Source organism: Cypionkella sp., assembly GCF_034376685.1.
In the GTDB taxonomy this organism is placed as follows: Bacteria; Pseudomonadota; Alphaproteobacteria; order Rhodobacterales; family Rhodobacteraceae; genus Cypionkella.
Map to the genome: position 1 here is coordinate 90,370 of NZ_JAXMJJ010000029.1, position 17,975 is coordinate 108,344.

At 61.4% G+C, this 17,975-nt stretch carries 17 protein-coding genes; 15 read left to right on the forward strand and 2 right to left on the reverse strand.

Annotated features, from left to right (window positions below; genetic code table 11):
• Window positions 1-184 precede the first annotated feature (184 nt).
• The 8 genes from U1A24_RS06510 (at window position 185) to U1A24_RS06545 (ending at window position 8,741) form a co-directional block, all read left to right on the forward strand.
• Window positions 185-1,060, forward strand: a complete 876-nt coding sequence (locus U1A24_RS06510) for an RNA polymerase factor sigma-32 (RefSeq protein ID WP_322321161.1) — start codon at window positions 185-187, stop codon at window positions 1,058-1,060.
• Between the two features lie 72 nt (window positions 1,061-1,132).
• The gene (coaBC, locus tag U1A24_RS06515) at window positions 1,133-2,329 is read left to right on the forward strand and encodes a bifunctional phosphopantothenoylcysteine decarboxylase/phosphopantothenate--cysteine ligase CoaBC (RefSeq protein WP_322321162.1); all 1,197 of its coding nucleotides are present in this window, start codon (window positions 1,133-1,135) and stop codon (window positions 2,327-2,329) included.
• 103 nt (window positions 2,330-2,432) lie between these two features.
• Window positions 2,433-2,897 (forward strand): dUTP diphosphatase, encoded by a 465-nt coding sequence (gene dut / locus U1A24_RS06520; RefSeq protein WP_322321288.1) that lies wholly within the window; start codon window positions 2,433-2,435, stop codon window positions 2,895-2,897.
• Complete coding sequence (locus U1A24_RS06525) at window positions 2,894-3,928, forward strand: molybdopterin-synthase adenylyltransferase MoeB (protein ID WP_322321289.1); 1,035 nt, start codon at window positions 2,894-2,896, stop codon at window positions 3,926-3,928. The genes dut and U1A24_RS06525 overlap by 4 nt, the downstream gene beginning before the upstream one ends.
• A 450-nt stretch (window positions 3,929-4,378) precedes the next feature.
• Window positions 4,379-5,158, forward strand: coding sequence for a transporter substrate-binding domain-containing protein (locus U1A24_RS06530; RefSeq protein ID WP_322321163.1), 780 nt, complete (start codon window positions 4,379-4,381; stop codon window positions 5,156-5,158).
• Window positions 5,159-5,194: 36 nt separating this feature from the next.
• Window positions 5,195-5,986, forward strand: a complete 792-nt coding sequence (locus tag U1A24_RS06535; RefSeq protein WP_322321164.1) for an amino acid ABC transporter permease — start codon at window positions 5,195-5,197, stop codon at window positions 5,984-5,986.
• Between the two features lie 206 nt (window positions 5,987-6,192).
• Window positions 6,193-8,205 carry a M3 family metallopeptidase gene (locus tag U1A24_RS06540; protein ID WP_322321165.1) on the forward strand — a complete coding sequence of 671 codons (2,013 nt, stop codon included), beginning with the start codon at window positions 6,193-6,195 and terminating at the stop codon, window positions 8,203-8,205.
• Between the two features lie 56 nt (window positions 8,206-8,261).
• Window positions 8,262-8,741: an MgtC/SapB family protein gene (locus U1A24_RS06545; RefSeq protein WP_322321166.1), complete on the forward strand. Its 480-nt coding sequence runs from the start codon at window positions 8,262-8,264 to the stop codon at window positions 8,739-8,741.
• Here the strand turns inward: U1A24_RS06545 and U1A24_RS06550 are convergent, their stop codons facing one another.
• Window positions 8,742-9,719: a GlxA family transcriptional regulator gene (locus U1A24_RS06550; RefSeq protein ID WP_322321167.1), complete on the reverse strand. Its 978-nt coding sequence runs from the start codon at window positions 9,717-9,719 to the stop codon at window positions 8,742-8,744.
• A gap of 73 nt (window positions 9,720-9,792) precedes the next feature.
• Between U1A24_RS06550 and U1A24_RS06555 the strand changes: the two genes are divergently transcribed.
• The 7 genes from U1A24_RS06555 (at window position 9,793) to U1A24_RS06585 (ending at window position 17,566) form a co-directional block, all read left to right on the forward strand.
• A complete protein-coding gene (locus U1A24_RS06555; protein WP_322321168.1) occupies window positions 9,793-10,707 on the forward strand; it encodes a 3-keto-5-aminohexanoate cleavage protein in 915 nt (304 codons plus the stop codon).
• A 362-nt stretch (window positions 10,708-11,069) separates the two neighbouring features.
• A complete protein-coding gene (locus U1A24_RS06560) occupies window positions 11,070-12,536 on the forward strand; it encodes a carnitine 3-dehydrogenase (protein WP_322321169.1) in 1,467 nt (488 codons plus the stop codon).
• Window positions 12,533-13,285: an SDR family oxidoreductase gene (locus U1A24_RS06565; RefSeq protein WP_322321170.1), complete on the forward strand. Its 753-nt coding sequence runs from the start codon at window positions 12,533-12,535 to the stop codon at window positions 13,283-13,285. The genes U1A24_RS06560 and U1A24_RS06565 overlap by 4 nt, the downstream gene beginning before the upstream one ends.
• A 9-nt stretch (window positions 13,286-13,294) precedes the next feature.
• A complete protein-coding gene (locus U1A24_RS06570) occupies window positions 13,295-14,458 on the forward strand; it encodes an acyl-CoA dehydrogenase family protein (protein ID WP_322321171.1) in 1,164 nt (387 codons plus the stop codon).
• Window positions 14,459-14,473: 15 nt separating this feature from the next.
• Window positions 14,474-14,776: a SelT/SelW/SelH family protein gene (locus tag U1A24_RS06575; protein ID WP_322321172.1), complete on the forward strand. Its 303-nt coding sequence runs from the start codon at window positions 14,474-14,476 to the stop codon at window positions 14,774-14,776.
• Window positions 14,777-14,779: 3 nt separating this feature from the next.
• Entirely contained in the window at window positions 14,780-16,768 is a 1,989-nt protein-coding gene (locus U1A24_RS06580) for an acetate--CoA ligase family protein (RefSeq protein ID WP_322321173.1), read from the forward strand.
• 3 nt (window positions 16,769-16,771) lie between these two features.
• Window positions 16,772-17,566 carry a carnitinyl-CoA dehydratase gene (locus U1A24_RS06585; RefSeq protein ID WP_322321174.1) on the forward strand — a complete coding sequence of 265 codons (795 nt, stop codon included), beginning with the start codon at window positions 16,772-16,774 and terminating at the stop codon, window positions 17,564-17,566.
• Here the strand turns inward: U1A24_RS06585 and U1A24_RS06590 are convergent, their stop codons facing one another.
• Window positions 17,567-17,932 (reverse strand): YciI family protein, encoded by a 366-nt coding sequence (locus U1A24_RS06590; RefSeq protein ID WP_322321175.1) that lies wholly within the window; start codon window positions 17,930-17,932, stop codon window positions 17,567-17,569.
• Between the last annotated feature and the right edge of the window lie 43 nt (window positions 17,933-17,975).

Below are 17,975 nucleotides of genomic sequence, written 5' to 3' on the forward strand. Positions count from 1 at the left end.
TTGGGTCGGCGCAGGCTAGGCGATGCGGGGGCGCGATGGAAAGTGGTGTTTTGTGCGCAGGTTCATCACGGGAAGTGATGGATGAAGATAATTCACCTTTGTAGGCAGCTACGAGGGATCCAAATAGGCTTGGGCTGCGTATGCTTTCTGTCAGCCGCAAATGTGCGGGGCATTGGGGGATCAGATGGCACTTGACGCACCCTATCAGCAGGTTTTGTCGCGGCAGGCGCGCGCGGCCGAGTTGCTGGATGCTGAGACTGAGTTGCGCTTGGCCTATGCGTGGCGCGATCAGCGCGATGAGGCGGCGCTGCATCGGTTGATCACCGCTTATATGCGGCTGGCGATTTCGATGGCCTCGAAGTTTCGCCGCTATGGCGCGCCGATGAATGATCTGATTCAGGAAGCCTCGCTGGGGCTGATGAAAGCGGCGGAAAAGTTTGACCCGGATCGCGGTGTGCGGTTTTCGACCTATGCGGTGTGGTGGATCAAGGCCAGCATTCAGGATTATGTGATGCGGAATTGGTCGATGGTGCGGACAGGCAGCACCTCGGCGCAGAAGTCGTTGTTTTTTAATATGAAGCGGGTGCAGGCCAAGCTGGAGCGCGAGGCCGCTGCGGAAGGCCTGGTGCTGGATCAGCACCAGTTGCGCGAGAAGGTCGCGCAGGAAATTGGTGTGCGGGTGGCGGAAGTCGAGATGATGGAGGGGCGGCTGGCGGGCTCGGACGCGTCTTTGAACGCGACGCAGGCGGCGGATGAGGATGGCCGCGAATGGATTGATGCGCTGGAGGATGACGGCCCGCAGGCGGCCGAGCGGGTGGAATTATCGCATGATACCGAGCGGTTGAGGGGCTGGTTGGTGGCGGCGTTGCGGGGATTGAGTGCGCGCGAGCGTCATATCGTGGCCGAACGTCGGCTGCGCGATGAGCCAAGGACGCTGGAGTCTTTGGGGGTGGAATTGGGTCTGTCGAAGGAACGCATCCGGCAGTTGGAGGCGGCGGCCTATGGCAAGCTGCGCCGTGCGCTGGAAGCGCAATCGCCGGAAGTGCTGGCATTGCTGTAGCGCTTGGCGCTTTAGGACGTTGAGTTTGGCTCCGGTGCCGCCTACATCTATGGGAGGCTTTGGGAGTGTGCGATGCTGGCGAACAAGCGGATTTTGCTGATCATTGGTGGCGGCATCGCGGCGTATAAGTCTTTGGCGTTGATCCGGCTTTTGAAAGGCGCGGGGGCGGCGGTGACGCCAGTTTTGACTCGTTCCGGGGCGGAATTTGTCACGCCGCTGTCGGTCAGTGCCTTGGCGGGCGAGAAGGTGTATTCAGCCCTGTTCGATCTGACCGATGAAGCCGAGATGGGGCATATTCAGCTATCACGGGTGGCCGATCTGATCGTGGTGGCGCCGGGGACGGCGGATTTGCTCGCGAAGATGGTGCAGGGGCGGGCGGATGATCTGGCCTCGACGCTGTTATTGGCGACAGATACGCGGGTGCTGGTCGCGCCCGCAATGAATGTGCGGATGTGGCAGCACCCGGCGACGCAGCGCAATCTGGCACAGGCGCGGGCGGATGGCGTGTTGTTTGTCGGGCCGAACGCGGGCGAGATGGCTTGCGGCGAGTTCGGGCCGGGGCGGATGGCGGAACCTGAGGAGATTATGGCGGCGATTTCGGGCGCGCTGTCGGAACGGCCGTTGGCGGGCAAGCATGTGCTGGTGACATCGGGGCCTACACACGAACCCATTGATCCGGTACGCTACATTGCCAATCGGTCATCGGGCGCGCAGGGCACGGCGATTGCGGTGGCATTGCGAGATCTGGGGGCAAAGGTGACGTTTGTGACCGGGCCTGCCTTGGTGCCTGCGCCTGAGGGTGTGACGGTGGTGCGTGTCGAAACGGCGGCTGAAATGCTTGCGGCGGTTGAGGCCGCCTTGCCCGCTGATGCGGCAGTGATGGCAGCGGCGGTGGCGGATTGGCGGGTGGCCAATGCCAGTGGGTCGAAGATGAAGAAGGATGGCTCGGGGCAGGCACCAAGCTTGGAGTTTGCCGAGAACCCGGATATTTTGGCGCGTGTTTCCAAGGGGATGCAGCGGCCCCGGTTGGTGGTGGGGTTTGCGGCTGAGACCGACCGCGTCGCGGAGTATGCGGCGGCGAAAAGGCTGCGCAAGGGCTGCGACTGGATCGTGGCGAATGATGTCTCCCCTGCCACCGGGATCATGGGCGGGACCGAGAACGCGGTGACGTTGATTTCTGATGCAGGGGCCGAGGTCTGGCCGCGGATGGGCAAGGATGCGGTGGCGCGGGCTTTGGCGGATCGGATCGCGGCGGCGCTGCTGGGGTGAAGCCGGAATTTTGCGGAAAATTCCGTGCGATAGTGTCTGGTCCGTTGCGTTGGCTTATATGTCGGATACCTCCGGCGGGGATATTTTTACACAGAGGATGACCATGACGCTTGTGCAGGTGATGTGGGAAGATTGGGCGGACCGGTCGGTGGCTTTGCCGGTGTATCAGACGGCAGGGGCGGCGGGCGCGGATATTTGCGCCAATCTTTTGGCGGCGGATCGGGCGGCGGGGATTGTGATTGCGCCGATGGGCCGCGTTGTGGTGCCGACGGGGATTCGCGTTGCTATTTCAACGGGATATGAAATGCAGATCCGGCCCCGGTCTGGGCTGGCTGTGAAATTTGGCATCACGGTGCCGAACACGCCGGGGACGATTGACAGCGATTATCGCGGGCCGCTGGGGGTAGCTTTGGTGAACCTTGGGGCCGAGCCTTACACTGTGCGGCATGGCGACCGGATTGCACAATGCGTGGTGGCACCGGTGGTGCAGGCGGCATTTCAAGTGGTTGATAGCTTGGATGAAACCGCGCGAGGGGCGGGCGGGTTCGGCTCGACGGGCGTGCTCTGATGCTGGTGATTGGCCTTGCGGTTGCGCTTTGGCTTTTGGGTTGGGTTCTGCGCACCCCGAAGCGGCTGCGGTGGGGGGCGATTGCGACGCTGTGGCTGGCGGTGGTTTTGCTGAACGTGCTGCTGCCTGTGGGGCATCCTTTGCGAGAGATGACGGGGGGGGATGCGCGGATCTGGCTGGCAGTAGCCTTGGGGTTTGGCGCGGTGTTGGGCTATCGGGTTCTGCTTAAGGGTTTGAAAAAAAGAGCGAAATTTGCAGATCCGGTGGTTGCGACGCGTGCGTTTTCCAGTGCCGAGGTTGAGCGCTATGCGCGGCATATCCTGCTGCGCGAGATTGGCGGGCCGGGGCAGCGGCGGTTGAAGGAAGCGCGCGTTTTGGTGGTGGGGGCGGGGGGCTTGGGCGCGCCGGTTCTGCTGTATCTCGCGGCGGCGGGTGTGGGTGTGATTGGGGTGATCGACGATGACACGGTTGATCCCAGCAATTTGCAGCGCCAGATTATTCATACGGATCAACGGATTGGCATGGATAAGGTGCAGTCGGCCGAAATCGCGATGCGGGCGCTGAACCCTTACATCGTGGTGAAACCCTACAAGCGGCGGCTGGATGTGGCTTCGGGCAGTTTGGTGGCGGAATATGATCTGGTGCTTGATGGCTCGGACAATTTCGATACGCGGTATTTGGTTAATCGGCTGTGTGTGGCAGCGGGCAAGCCTTTGGTCGCCGGGGCGATGACGCAGTGGGAGGGGCAGCTTTCGGTCTATGATCCTACCACGGCAGGCCCTTGTTACGAATGCGTTTTCCCGGTGCGGCCTGCGCCGGGTATGGTGCCGACCTGTGCCGAGGCGGGGGTGGCTGCGCCGTTGCCGGGAGTGATCGGCTCGATGATGGCGATGGAGGCGGTGAAGCTGATCACCGGGGCGGGCGAGCCATTGCGGGGGCGGTTGCTGATCCACGACGCGCTTTATGGTGAGACGCGGATGATTGGGGTGAAGCGGCGGGCGGATTGCGCAGTGTGTGGCGTAAGGCATTGAACATGCACTAGTAATCTGGCGGTTGCTTGCGCTGCGCTGCGGTTTTTCTGTGTCTATCGCGGGTTGCGGGGCGGTAGGCAATATGCGCGTGGGGCTGCACAGTGAATCTTGACGTTTGTTTATGATTTGTTCACGCATTGAGTCTAGTTGTGAAGGACAACAGGATCATTGGGCGCGTGGGCTGAAATGACGGTGATGCGAACAATCTCTCTGGCGGTCGCACTAACTGGGGTGATCCTCATCTCTTGGGCCCGTGTGGTTTTCGTAGGCGCCGGGACGGCTGGGCTTCATTCCCGCGCCTTGCGCCATACTCTGTTGGGGCTTGCCCCGCATGAGAAGCCGATCATCCGGAGCAGAAACCATGCGATATTTGCGCGTTGTGGCCCCCTTGCCCCCGAGCCCCAATCGCGGCCATACTCCCGCATCCACTCTGTGACAGGGAGTTCACATATGAAGATTGCTGCCGCCCTTTTGGGCCTTGGTCTGAGCGTTTCTGCGGCTTTTGCGGGTGATTTGCCTGATCTGGCTGGCAAAGAGATCACCATTGTGACCGAGAATGCCTATCCGCCGTTGCAGTTTGTGGACAAATCGGGCGCGGCGGTTGGCTGGGAATATGACGCGGTGGCGGAGCTTGCCAAGCGGCTGAATTTCACGGTGAAATACGAGAACATCTCGTGGGACGCGATGATTCCGGCGGTGTCGGAGGGGCAGTTTGACATGGGGATGACCGGGATCACCATTAAGGATGATCGCAAAGAGAAGGTCGATTTCTCAGACGCCTATATGCGCTCGGAAAGCATGATGCTGGTGCGCGGCGATGAGGCGCGGTTCAGCGATGCCGCGACGTTTGCCGCCAATACAGATCTGCTGGTGGGCGCGCAAGCGGGGACGACGCCTTTCTATACGGCAGTGTATTCGGTGCTGGATGGCGATGAGGCTAACCCACGGATCAAGCTGTTTGAGACCTTTGGTGCCAGTGTTGAGGCGTTGAAGGCGGGCGATGTCGATACGGTTCTGACTGATATGACGGCGGGCAAGGGCTATGTGGATGCTTCGGCTGGTGGGTTGAAAATGGTCGGTGAACCGCTTGGATCGGAAGATTTCGGGTTCATTTTCCCCAAGGGCTCGGATCTAGCGGCCAGCATGAATGCGGGGATTGCGGCGCTGAAAGCAGATGGCACCTTTGATGCGCTGAACAAGAAATGGTTCCTGGACTATAAGGCTGAGTAAGATCAGCGGCCCTGTCGTGCGTCGGGGCCAGTTCCGATGAAAGCATTGAAAGATCAGGATTTTCCGTGGTGGCTGGTGGCGCTTGGCGGCATCGGTGCTGTGCTGTTTTACCAAGTTTGGGCGAGCGAGGTCTATTCCTCGGCGATGCGGTTGTTGGCCAAGGGAATTTGGTTGACGATTTTTGTGACCGTGGTGGCTTACGCGATGGCCTGCGTTTTGGGGCTGTTGTTGGCGCTGGCGGGGCTGTCGCGATTTCGCGCGATCCGGCAGGTGGCGCGGTTTTACATCGAAGTGGTGCGCGGGGTGCCGATCATGGTGTTGCTGCTCTATGTGGCATTTGTGGCGGCACCGGCGGCGATTTATGGTTGGAACTGGCTGATGGCGCATCTGGGGCTGGAGCCGGTGAAGACGCGGGATTTCCCGCTGTTGTGGCGGGCGATTATCGCGCTGACGTTGGCCTATTCGGCGTTTCTGGCAGAGGTGTTCCGGGCGGGATTGCAGGCGGTTGACAAGGGCCAGATCGAGGCGGCGCAGGCTTTGGGCCTGTCGGGCTGGCAACGGTTTCGCCATGTGGTGTTTCCGCAGGCGTTTCGGATGATCCTGCCGCCGCTTGGCAATGATTTTGTGGCGATGGTGAAGGATTCGTCCTTAGTCTCGGTGCTGGGGGTTGCCGATATCACCCAGCTTGGCAAGGTCACGGCGGCGGGGAATTTTCGCTATTTTGAAACCTATAATCTGGTAGCGCTGCTGTATCTGACGATGACGGTGGGATTGTCGCTGGTGCTGCGGCGGATTGAGGCGCGGTTTAAAGCGCGGGATCAGCGGTAGGGGGCGTGATCTGATTGCGCGCGTGCCGCGCAAGACCCTTGAGCGCTTGCGCGCGGTGGGTGCTTTGTGCGCCGGTGGTGTCGACAGTGAGCCGGGGCGTTTGACACCTGCGGCGGACGCTCCGCGGGGAGTATTTCAAAAAGAGCAACGGCTAGGGTGGACCTTGTGCGGTAGGGTGCATAGCTTTGGCGCAAAGGAGATTTGCGATGAATGCTTTGCTGAGCGCTTGGGACGGGGAATTTGGGCTGCCGCCGTTTGCGGCGATTTCGGACGCTGATTTTGCCCCGGCGTTTGAGGCCGCTTTGGTCGAGGCGCGGGCGAATATCGCGGCGATCACTGAACAGGCTGAGGTGACGTTTGCCAATACCATCGAGGCGATGGAACTGGCGGAAGGCGCTTTGGATCGGGTGGGCGGGGTGTTTTACAACCTTGCCGGGGCGGATAGCACGCCCGCGCGCGAGGCGTTGCAGATGGATCTGGCGCCAAAGATGTCGGCTTTTGCCTCGGAAGTGACCAACAACGCCGCGTTGTTTGGCCGGATCGAGGATCTGTGGCAGCGGCGGGAGGGCTTGGGCCTGACGCCGGAGCAGTTGCGGGTTTTGACTTTGTATCGGCAGATGTTTGTGCGCTCGGGGGCACTGTTGCAGGGCGATCAAGCGGCGCGGTTGACGGCGGTGAAATCGCGGTTGGCGGTTTTGGGGACGACGTTCAGCCAGAACCTGCTGGCGGATGAGCGGGCGTGGTTCATGGAATTGTCGGAGGACGATCTGGAGGGGCTGCCGGAGTTCGTGGTGGCCTCGGCGCGGGCGGCGGGGGTTGAAAAGGGCGTGGCGGGGCCGGTGGTGACGTTGTCGCGCTCGCTGATCGTGCCGTTTTTGCAGTTTTCTCCCCGGCGTGGATTGCGGCAGAAGGCCTATGAGGCCTGGGGTTTGCGTGGGGCGAATGGCGGGGTGACCGACAATCGCGCGGTGGCGGCGGAGATTTTGGCACTGCGGGCAGAGCGGGCGGCTTTGCTGGGCTATGCCAGTTTCGCCGATTACAAGCTGGAGCCGGAAATGGCGAAAACCCCGGCCGCTGTGCGGGATTTGCTGATGCGGGTGTGGGCGCCTGCGAAGGCCAAGGCATTGGAGGACGCAGGCCTTTTGGAGGCGCGGTTGCATGCGGACGGCATTGCCGGACCGTTGGAGCCTTGGGATTGGCGGTACTATTCCGAGAAGCGACGGGTGGCCGAGCATGATCTGGATGAGGCGGTATTGAAACCCTATCTGGGGCTGGAGGCGATGCTGGCAGCGCAGTTTGATTGCGCCAATCAGCTGTTCGGGCTGGAGTTCCGCCGCTTGGACATCCCGCTTTATCATGCCGATGCAATGGCTTGGGAAGTGACGCGCGACGGCGCACATATCGCGGTGTTTATCGGCGATTACTTTGCGCGCGGATCGAAACGCTCGGGGGCGTGGTGTTCGGCGATGCGGGCTCAGCGCAAATTGGGTGGCGATCAGCGGCCGGTGGTGGTGAATGTCTGCAACTTTGCCAAGGGCGCGCCGAGCCTGCTGTCGTATGATGATGCGCGGACGCTGTTCCATGAGTTTGGCCATGCGCTGCATCAGATGCTGTCGAATGTGACCTATGGGTTCATCAGCGGCACATCGGTGGCGCGTGATTTTGTCGAATTGCCGAGCCAGCTATACGAGCATTGGATGGAAGTGCCCGAAGTGCTGGAGAAGCACGCGCGGCATTGGCAGACCGGCGAGGCGATGCCCGGCGATCTGATCAAGCGGCTGTTGGACGCGGGGACTTACGATCAGGGCTTTTCGACGGTGGAATTTATCTCTTCCGCGATGGTGGATCTGGCGTTCCATGAGGGGGCGGCACCCGCCGATCCGATGCAGAAGCAGGCAGAGGTGTTGGAAGCTTTGGGGATGCCGCGCGCCATTCGGATGCGGCACGCGACGCCGCATTTCGCGCATGTGTTCTCGGGTGACGGCTATTCCAGTGGCTATTACAGCTATATGTGGTCCGAGGTGATGGACGCCGATGCCTTTGCGGCCTTTGAAGAGGCGGGGGATGCGTTTGATCCCGCGACCGCCGCGCGGTTGGAGCAGTTTATTCTCTCGGCGGGTGGGTCGGAGGAGCCGGACGTCTTGTATACCAAGTTCCGAGGTCGGATGCCGGGGGTAGAACCTTTGCTGAAAGGCCGGGGATTGGTCGAGGTGGCGTAGGAACCAAAGCCGGATTTGTCGCGTTATCGCCTGATGTTTTCAGGAGTGATGCTTTGATGATGGCTTATTTCGATCTGGATTTTGATGCGCAAGAAACCTTGTCGCATTTGATCAAGCTGGGTTTGGCGTATCTGTTGGCGCTGCCGATTGGCTGGAATCGCGAGAAGGAAGAACGTAGCGCCGGGATTCGCACCTTTCCCTTGGTGGCGATGGCGGCCTGCGGTTTTGCGATCATCGCGATTGGCGTGTTGGGGGCGGACTCTCCAGAACAGTCCAAGGTGTTGGAGGGGTTGATCACCGGCGTTGGGTTTATCGGCGGCGGTGCGATCCTGAAGCAAGGGGCGCAGGCGCGGGGAACAGCGACGGCGGCGAGCCTGTGGGGGACTGGGGCTTTGGGCACCGCAGTGGGCTATGGTCTGCTGGACGTGGCGGTGATCCTGAGTGCAGTGACCTATCTGGCGTTGCGCATTCTTTCCCCCCTGAAGGACGTGGCGCGCCAAGGCGACGGGGCTGACACGCCGAGCGATCAGGCCTGATCAGCGTCGCAGGCTGCTGGGGGCCGCGCCGAACTGTGCCCGAAAGGCGCGGCTGAGGCTGGAGGCCGAGGAAAATCCGCAGCGCAATGCGACTTCTGCAAGCGGGTGGCGGGTGTCGGTGATCATCCGGCGCGCCGCAGCCAGACGCAGCCCAAGCGCATAGGTCGCGGGGGGTAAGCCTAGGTTTTCATGAAAGATCTGCTCCAGGCGGCGCGGCGAGAGCCCGATGGCGCTGGCCAGTTCCGCTGTGGTTTCGGGGGCATCAAGTGTGGCTTCCATCCGGGCGATGGCGGCAGATACACGGGGGTCGAGACGAGGATCAGGTTGGGTGCGGGTCATTTGCGGCTCTGACCCGTCGCGGGCGGTGGTGATGAAGCTGGCCGCGACTTGCAAGGCCAAGGCGGGACCGTGGCGGGCGCGGATCAGATGCAGCATCAGATCGCAAGCGGGGGCGGCACCGCCAGCGGTGAAACGGTTGCGGTCGATCACAAAGCGGTCGGGGGCTGTGTCGATCTGCGGATGGGTGGCGGCGAAATCCTCCAGATCCTCCCAATGCACGGTGGCTTTGTAGCCGTTCAGCAACCCTGCGCGGGCGAGCACCCAAGCGCCTGCGTCGATGCCACCGATGGCGGCAAAGCGGGGGGCGCTGCGGGCGAGGTCACGGATGAGGGGCTGCGTCGCGGAGTGGGATTGTTGGAAGCCCGCGATGACGATGAGGGCATCGGCCCCGTCGGCGGCTGTCAGCGGGCCATTGGAGGGCAACTCAATGCCGCAGGTCAGCGGGACGGCTCGGCCATCGGGCGAGACCACGCGCCAGCGGTAGGCCTCATGGCCGAGGTGGCGGTTGGCAGAGCGCAGCGGGTCCAGAGTGGAGGCGACTTCGAGGATGGAGGATTGCGGCAGCACCAGCAGCGCCAAGGTGAGCGGCTCGGGGCGGGGCGCGAAGATGGATGTGTCGATTTTTGCGGATTTTGCCATGTTTATTGCGTAATTCGTCAAGCGTGGCGTTGCAAGCTGGTTATGGTGTGGGCAACCGAATTGGAGGATTCCCATGCCCTTGGCCATGAACCGCGAAGTTTTCATCACCGCTGCTGTCACCGGATCGGGCGGCACGCAGGATCGCAGCCCGCATGTGCCGCGCTCGCCTGAGCAGATCGCGAAATCGGCGATTGACGCGGCGAAGGCCGGGGCGGCGGTGGTGCATTGCCATGTGCGTGACCCGGAAACCGGCAAGCCTTCGCGCGATTTGGCTTTGTACCGCGAAGTGACCGAGCGGATCAGGGACAGTGGCACCGATGTGGTGCTGAACCTGACGGCGGGGATGGGTGGTGATTTGCTGTTTGATGGCACCGAGAACATGGGCCAGATGGCGGGCCATTCTGACATGATCGGGGCGACGGCGCGGGTGGCGCATGTGGTGGAATGTCGGCCCGAGATTTGCACGCTCGACTGTGGCACGATGAACTTCAACGAGGCCGATTATGTAATGGTCAACACCCCCGGCATGCTGCGGGATATGGCCAAGCGGATGACGGCGGCGGGGGTGCGGATTGAGATTGAGGCGTTTGACACCGGACATCTGTGGCTGGCCAAGGAACTCGCGCGCGAAGGCGTGATCCCGGCGCCGACCTTGGTGCAGCTCTGCATGGGCGTGCCGTGGGGCGCGCCGGATGATCTGAACACCTTCCTTGCCATGGTCAACAATGTGCCCGCCGATTGGCATTGGAGCGCCTTTGCGATTGGCCGTAACCAGATGCCCTATGTCGCGGCCTCGGTGTTGGCAGGCGGCAATGTGCGGGTCGGTTTGGAGGATAACCTGTGGCTGGATAAGGGCGTGCTGGCCACCAACGCACAACTGGTCGAGCGGGCGGTGACGATCATCTCGAACCTCGGCGCGCGAGTGATTACGCCTGCCGAGGTGCGCGCGAAGCTGAAGCTGGAGAAGCGCGCGCCGTTGCCGAGATGAAGGCCGTTCTGTTCTCATTTGTCTTGGTGCTTGCTGCATGTAAACCTGAAGCAAGCGTGACGTCAGACTTAGCCTTTTTGACCGACGCTGAATTGGAACATGCAGTGGCTGAGTGTCGCGCGTCGGGCCGTGAGCCAGTTGTGCATTTCGAAGACAGTCGCATTGCACTGGAACGGGGTCGGCCAATTTGTGAAAAGCGGACTGCCGATGGCGGTAAGCCTTGCATCGAAGTGGCAGACTGCGAATCGACTTGTTTGCCCACGACCAACACATGTGCAGCGGGTTCCATTGCGTGGGAGCCGGATCCCGATGAATACCTAGATATTTCTGCGGCGGGTCGCTCGCATACCGAGGAGTAAAACATGACGAAAAAAGCAGCGATCATTGGTGGTGGGGTTATTGGCGGCGGATGGGCGGCTCGGTTCTTGCTCAACGGCTGGAATGTGTCGGTGTTCGATCCCGATCCGCAGGCAGAGCGCAAGATCAGCGAAGTGATGGCGAATGCGCGGGCGTCGCTGCCGGCGCTGAGTGATATTCCGATGCCGGCCGAGGGTAAGCTCTCCTTCGCGCAGACCATCACCGAAGCCGTGGAAGGCGCGCATTACATTCAGGAATCGGTGTCAGAGCGGTTGGATCTGAAGCATCGGGTGTTTGCACAGATCCAACAATCGGCGGAATTGGGCACGCCGATCGGGTCATCAACCTCTGGCTTCAAACCGTCTGAGTTGCAGGAAAATGCCGCCAATCCGGGGACCATTTTTGTCGCCCATCCGTTCAACCCGGTCTACCTTCTGCCGCTGGCAGAAGTGGTGCCGTCGCCGAAATCTGATCCGGCGGTGATCGAAAATGCCAAGCTGATCCTGAAAGAGATCGGCATGTTCCCCCTGCATATCAAAAAGGAAATCGACGCCCATATCGCCGACCGTTTCCTTGAAGCGGTTTGGCGCGAGGCATTGTGGCTGGTGAAGGATGGGGTGGCGACGACGGAAGAAATCGACGAGTCTATCCGCATGGGCTTTGGTCTGCGCTGGGGTCAGATGGGGCTGTTTGAAACCTATCGCGTCGCGGGCGGCGAGGCGGGCATGAAGCATTTCATGGCGCAGTTCGGGCCGTATCTGACCGCCCCTTGGACCAAGCTGACCGACGTGCCAGAGTTCAATGACGAGCTGGTCGATCTGATCGCGGGGCAGTCGGATGCGCAATCGGGGATGCATTCGATCCGCGAGTTGGAGCGTATTCGCGACAGCAACCTGATCGGTTTCCTGCGCGCCTTGAAGGATCGCAACTGGGGCGCGGGTAAGGTTTTGCGCGAGCATGACGAAGCGCGCGCGGTGGCGTTCCATGCGGAAATCGACTCTGCGCCGAAGAATGCGCCGTTGGTGATGGCGCAAATGCAGGTGCTGCCGGGGTGGATCGACTACAACGGTCATATGACCGAAAGCCGCTATTATTCCGCCAACTCGGAAACCGTTGATGCCTTCCTGCGGCTGATCGGCGCGGGGATGGACTATGTGGCTGCGGGCAATTCGTTCTACTCGGCGGAAACCCATATCCGGCATCTGGGGGAAGCAAAGCTGGGCGACAGGCTGACCGGGACGCTACAGATCATCTCTGCCGATGAAAAACGTTTCCGGTCTTTCGTGCGGATCATGCGCGGCGATGACTGTGTCGCCACGATTGAGCAGCTTTGCCTGCATGTGAACATGACTTCGGGCAAGTCTGCGCCAGCCTCGGCTGAGGTTTGGGCCAAGCTGCGCGCGATTGCCGATGCGCAAGCGGGGCTGCCGCTGCCGGAAGGCGCGGGCCGCGCTGTTGGACAGAAGAAGTGAAGCGCGTTCTGATCACCGCAGGCGCGAATGGCATTGGTCTGGTGATGGCGCAAGCCTTCGCCGGGGCGGGCTATCGCGTCTGGGTGACGGATGTGGATGCGGCTATGGTCGCGGCCTTGCCGCCGGGTATGCGCGGCTCGGTCTGCGATGCCAGCCTTGAGCCGGGCATGCAGGCGCTGTTTGCCGAGATCACTGACGCTTGGGGCGGTTTGGACGTGCTTTGCGCCAATGCCGGCATCAAGGGGCCGACGGCGGGGATCGAGGATATGCCGCTGGAGGCATGGCATCAGTGCCTTGCCGTCAATCTGGATGGCGCGATGCTGGCGGCGAAATACGCGGCGCGGCTGATGAAACCGGCGCGGGCGGGGGTGATGATCTTCACCTCCTCTACTTCGGGCCTCTATGGCACGCCGTTTCGCGCGCCCTATGTGGCTGCGAAATGGGGTGTGATCGGGTTGATGAAAACCGTGGCGATGGAGCTTGGCCCCTATGGCATCCGCGCCAATGCGATTTGCCCCGGTTCTGTCAGTGGCCCCCGGATCGACCGGGTGATTGAGGCGGAAGCCGAGGCCAAGGGAATGTCTGCGGATGCGGTGCGCCAAGGCTACGCAGCGGGCACCGCATTGAAGCGGCTGTCTGACCCAGAGGACGTGGCGGATATGGCACTTTACCTCGCCTCGGACGGTGCGCGCATGGTCTCGGGGCAGGCGCTGGCTGTGGATGGTATGACTTATAACGTTGATCCGTAAGGAAATAAGATGCACTTTGGATTGTCCGAAGAACAACAGATGATTATCGACACCACCCGCGCCTTTGTGGAAAACGAACTTTTCCCGCATGAGGCCGAAGTGGAACGCACCGGGGTTTTGCGGCATGAATTGCTGAAGGAAATCTCGCAAAAGGCCGTGGCAGCAGGGCTTTATGCGGCGAACATGCCGGAGGATGTTGGCGGCGCGGGGCTGGATACGCTGACATGGCTTTTGTACGAAAAAGAGCTTGGCAAGGCCAACTATGCTTTGCACTGGAACTGTGTGGCACGGCCGTCCAACATCCTTCTGGCCTGCACACCAGAGCAGCGCGAGAAGTATCTGTTCCCGTGCATCCGGGCGGAAAAGCATGATTGTCAGGCGATGACAGAGCCGGGGTCGGGCTCGGATCTGCGCAGCATGAAGGCCTTCGCGAAGGCGGATGGCGGCGATTATGTGCTGAACGGCACCAAGCATTTCATCAGCCACGCCGATGTCGCCGATTTCGCGATTGTCTGGGTGGCGACCGGGGAAGAAGACACCCCGCGCGGGCCGAAAAAGCTGATCACTGCGTTTCTGGTCGATAAAGGCACCCCGGGCTTCACGGTGCGCGAGGGCTACCGCAACGTCAGCCATCGTGGCTACAACAATATGATTCTGGAGTTTGATGATTGCCGGTTGCCAGCGTCGCAGATCCTTGGTGAAGTCCACAAAGGCTTTGAAGTGGCGGGCAAATGGCTTGGCGCTACCCGGCTGCAAGTGGCCTCGACCTGTCTGGGCCGGGCAGAACGCGCCTTGGGCCATGCGATTTCCTACGCGGCAGAGCGTAAGCAATTTGGTCAGCAGATCGGCAAATTCCAAGGCGTCAGCTTTAAGCTGGCCGATATGGCGATGGAGTTGAAAGCGGCGGAATTGCTGACGCGGGAAGCGGCCTGGAAATACGATCAGGGCACGGTGACCGAGGCAGACATGTCGATGGCCAAGCTGAAAGCCAGCGAAGTGCTGGCGATGATTGCCGATGAGGCGATCCAGATTCATGGTGGCATGGGGCTGATGGACGAATTGCCGCTGGAACGCATCTGGCGCGATGCGCGGGTGGAGCGTATCTGGGAAGGCACTTCGGAAATCCAGCGCCACATCATCAGCCGTGAACTTCTGCGGCCCTATGGCGCCTAAAGAAAGGCCAAAACCATGACCGATACCCCCCGCCCGGTGATCACGCTCAGCTATTGCACCCAGTGTAACTGGCTGCTGCGTACGGCTTGGATGGCGCAGGAATTGCTGTCGACCTTCGGGCAGGACATCGCCTCGGTCACGCTGATCCCGGCGACGGGCGGGCTGTTTCAGATCACTTTGGATGGCGAGGTGATCTGGGATCGAAAGGAACGCGGCGGTTTCCCGGATGTGAAAGTGTTAAAACAAATGGTGCGCGATCGGGTGTGGCCAGAGCGGGATCTGGGCCATATCGACCGTGCTGGTAAGACCGAAGGATAGGGAATGACCAATCTTGATCGCCTGCTGCGACCCCGCAGCATTGCCGTGCTGGGCGCGGGGTGGGCGCTGAATGTGATCGAGCAGTGCCGCAAGATGGGGTTTGCGGGCGACATCTGGCCGGTGCATCCGACCAAGGCTGAGATTGGCGGCTTGAAGGCTTATGCGTCATTGGCCGATCTGCCCGCAGCGCCGGATGCCACTTTCATCGGCGTCAATCGCTTTGCCACGATTGAAGTGGTGGCACAGCTGGCGGCGATGGGGGCGGGCGGGGCGATATGCTTTGCTTCCGGCTGGACTGAGGCGGGTGAGCCGGAGTTGCAGGCGAAGCTGATCGAAGCGGCGGGCGAGATGCCAATCTTGGGGCCGAACTGCTATGGGGTGATCAATTACCTCGATGGCGCGCTTTTGTGGCCAGATCAGCATGGCGGGATTCCGGTCGCCAAGGGCGTGGCTTTGGTCAGCCAATCCTCCAACATCGTGATCAATCTGGGGATGCAGAAGCGGGCTTTGCCAGTGGCTTATGTCGCCTGCTTGGGCAATGCGGCGGTGGTGGGCTTAGCAGATCTGGCCGGGGCGCTGCTGGATGATCCGCGTGTGACCGCCTTGGGGATGTATATCGAAGGCATCGACGATGCTGTGGCTTTTGCAGCGCTGGCCGAGCGCGCGCGGGCGATGGGCAAGGGCGTGGTTTGCATCAAGTCGGGCAAGACTGAACTCAGCCGGACAGCAGCGGCCTCGCATACCGCATCCCTAGCGGGCGGAGGGGCGGCGTCTTCGGCGTTTCTGCGCCAAATCGGCGTGGCCGAGGTGAATACGCCTTCGGAGCTGATCGAGACGCTGAAGATTTTCCATGTGCATGGGCCGCAGATTGGTGCGCGGATTTGCAGCCTGTCTTGCTCGGGCGGTGAGGCGGGATTGGTGGCGGATTTGGCGGCACCTTATGGGATTGATTTTCCGCCTGTGCCGCAGGCGACACATGATCGGCTGTTCAATGTACTGGGCGAGATTCCGACGATTTCCAACCCGCTGGATTACCACACGTTTATCTGGGGTGATGGGCCGAAAACCACCGAAGTCTTCACCGCTATGCTAGAGGCCTATGACGCGGGGCTGTATATCATTGACCCGCCGCGCAACGACCGCTGCGATCCGGCCGGCTATCAGCCTGCGCTGGAGGCGATCGTTTCGGCACAGAAGACCAGCGGCAAGATCGCTTTGCCCGTGGCCTCGATGCCGGAGAATTTCGATGAGGCGCAGGCGATTGCGCTGATGGATCAGGGCGTTGTCACGCTGATGGGGCTGGAGACAGCACTGGCCGCAGTGAAGGCAGCGCAGGCGGCTCCGGGCGTTTCGGGGTGGCGTCCGGCGCAGGCTATTGCGCCGCGCGACAGCCGGATGCTGTCGGAAGCCGAGGGCAAGGCGGTGCTGGCGCAGGCGGGCGTTGCGGTGCCGCGTGCGGTTTCGGGGACGTTTGCCGAGGTGGTTGCCGGGGCGGCGGGGTTGACCGCGCCGTTTGCCCTGAAGGGGCTGGGCTTTGCGCACAAGACCGAGGCGGGTGCGGTGCGATTGGGGCTGTCCAGCCTTGACGGGCAGACCGAGATGCCGGGCGCGACTGGCTATCTGGTCGAAGAAATGGTCACCGGGGCGGTGGGGGAAATCCTGCTGGGGCTGCGGCGTGATCCGATTTATGGCGTGAGTTTGACGCTGGGCATGGGCGGTGTGACGGCGGAAGTTCTGGCCGATACCGTGACGCTGATCCTGCCCGTGACCGAAGCGCAAGTGCTTGAAGCAATGCGGGGGCTGCGATTGTGGCCGCTGCTGGATGGCTATCGCGGGCGCGCCCGTGCTGACATGCAGGCGGTGGCCGAGATTGCCGTGCGGTTGGGCGATCTGATGTTGGCAGATGCGCGTTTGGAAGAAATTGAGATTAACCCGATCCTCGTGCGCCAAACTGGTGCCGTGGCGGTCGATGCTCTGATCAGGAAGGTATAAGCGATGGACATGCGAACCGAAGGCCCGATCAAGACCCGCCGCGAGGGGGCTATTCTGGAGGTCACGCTGGACAGCCCGAAAGCCAATGCGATCAGCCTGAAAACCAGCCGGGTGATGGGGTTGGTGTTCCGCGATTTCCGCGATGATGACAGCCTGCGGGTTTGTATTCTGCGCGCGGCGGGTGAGAAATTCTTCTGCCCAGGTTGGGATTTGAAGGCGGCGGCGGATGGCGATGCGGTGGATGGTGATTACGGCGTCGGCGGCTTTGGCGGCTTGCAGGAATTGCCGAACCTGAACAAGCCGGTGATCGCGGCGGTGAACGGGATTTGCTGCGGTGGCGGGCTGGAACTGGCGCTTTCCGCCGATCTGATCCTGTGCTCGGCCAATGCGACCTTTGCCTTGCCGGAAATCCGTTCGGGCACCGTGGCCGATGCCGCCAGCATCAAACTGCCCAAGCGCATCCCCTATCATGTGGCGATGGATCTGCTTTTGACCGGGCGTTGGTTCGATGCCGAGGAGGCGCATCGTTGGGGGATCGTGAAGGAAATCACCAGCTCGGAAGACTTGCTGGCGAAGGCCTGGGATCTGGCGCGGCTGTTGGAAAGCGGCCCGCCGCTGGTCTATGCCGCGATCAAGGAAGTGGTGCGCGAGGCCGAGAATATGCGCTTCCAGGACGCGCTGAACCGGGTTTCGAAGCGACTGCTGCCGACGGTGGACAAGCTGTATTCCTCCGAGGATCAGTTGGAGGGCGCGCGCGCCTTCGCGGAAAAGCGTGATCCGGTCTGGAAGGGTAAGTAACTACATATCCACGAAATCCGCATCCCCATACATCGGGCGGATTTCGATCTCTGACGGGCCGGGCATCGGATTGGGGCAGCGTGTCACCCAATCCAGTGCCTCGGCCATATCCTTGACCTCCCAGATCCAGAAGCCCGCGATCAGCTCATTGGTCGCGGCGAAGGGGCCATCGGTGAGGGTGCGCCCGGTGCCATCGAAGCGAACACGTTTGCCCTGCTTGGATGGCTTCAACCCACCCATCGCGCGGGTGATGCCTGCAGCGTCAAGCTCGGCGTTGAACGCCTCCATCGCCGCCCATGCCTCGGGCGTGGGCATCAGACCTGCTTCGCTGTCTGCGGTGGATTTGACGATCACCATGACACGCATTTGACACCTCCGTCGATGCCTGCAGCATAGCGGAGTTGGCGCG

Bases quoted from the DNA above. Each gene is read 5' to 3' on its own strand.
- U1A24_RS06510 (WP_322321161.1), top strand. From the start codon at position 185: ATGGCACTTGACGCACCCTATCAGCAGGTTTTGTCGCGGCAGGCGCGC.
- coaBC (WP_322321162.1), top strand. From the start codon at position 1,133: ATGCTGGCGAACAAGCGGATTTTGCTGATCATTGGTGGCGGCATCGCG.
- dut (WP_322321288.1), top strand. From the start codon at position 2,433: ATGACGCTTGTGCAGGTGATGTGGGAAGATTGGGCGGACCGGTCGGTG.
- U1A24_RS06530 (WP_322321163.1), top strand. From the start codon at position 4,379: ATGAAGATTGCTGCCGCCCTTTTGGGCCTTGGTCTGAGCGTTTCTGCG.
- U1A24_RS06535 (WP_322321164.1), top strand. From the start codon at position 5,195: ATGAAAGCATTGAAAGATCAGGATTTTCCGTGGTGGCTGGTGGCGCTT.
- U1A24_RS06540 (WP_322321165.1), top strand. From the start codon at position 6,193: ATGAATGCTTTGCTGAGCGCTTGGGACGGGGAATTTGGGCTGCCGCCG.
- U1A24_RS06545 (WP_322321166.1), top strand. From the start codon at position 8,262: ATGATGGCTTATTTCGATCTGGATTTTGATGCGCAAGAAACCTTGTCG.
- U1A24_RS06550 (WP_322321167.1), bottom strand. From the start codon at position 9,719: ATGGCAAAATCCGCAAAAATCGACACATCCATCTTCGCGCCCCGCCCC.
- U1A24_RS06555 (WP_322321168.1), top strand. From the start codon at position 9,793: ATGCCCTTGGCCATGAACCGCGAAGTTTTCATCACCGCTGCTGTCACC.
- U1A24_RS06560 (WP_322321169.1), top strand. From the start codon at position 11,070: ATGACGAAAAAAGCAGCGATCATTGGTGGTGGGGTTATTGGCGGCGGA.
- U1A24_RS06570 (WP_322321171.1), top strand. From the start codon at position 13,295: ATGCACTTTGGATTGTCCGAAGAACAACAGATGATTATCGACACCACC.
- U1A24_RS06575 (WP_322321172.1), top strand. From the start codon at position 14,474: ATGACCGATACCCCCCGCCCGGTGATCACGCTCAGCTATTGCACCCAG.
- U1A24_RS06580 (WP_322321173.1), top strand. From the start codon at position 14,780: ATGACCAATCTTGATCGCCTGCTGCGACCCCGCAGCATTGCCGTGCTG.
- U1A24_RS06585 (WP_322321174.1), top strand. From the start codon at position 16,772: ATGGACATGCGAACCGAAGGCCCGATCAAGACCCGCCGCGAGGGGGCT.
- U1A24_RS06590 (WP_322321175.1), bottom strand. From the start codon at position 17,932: ATGCGTGTCATGGTGATCGTCAAATCCACCGCAGACAGCGAAGCAGGT.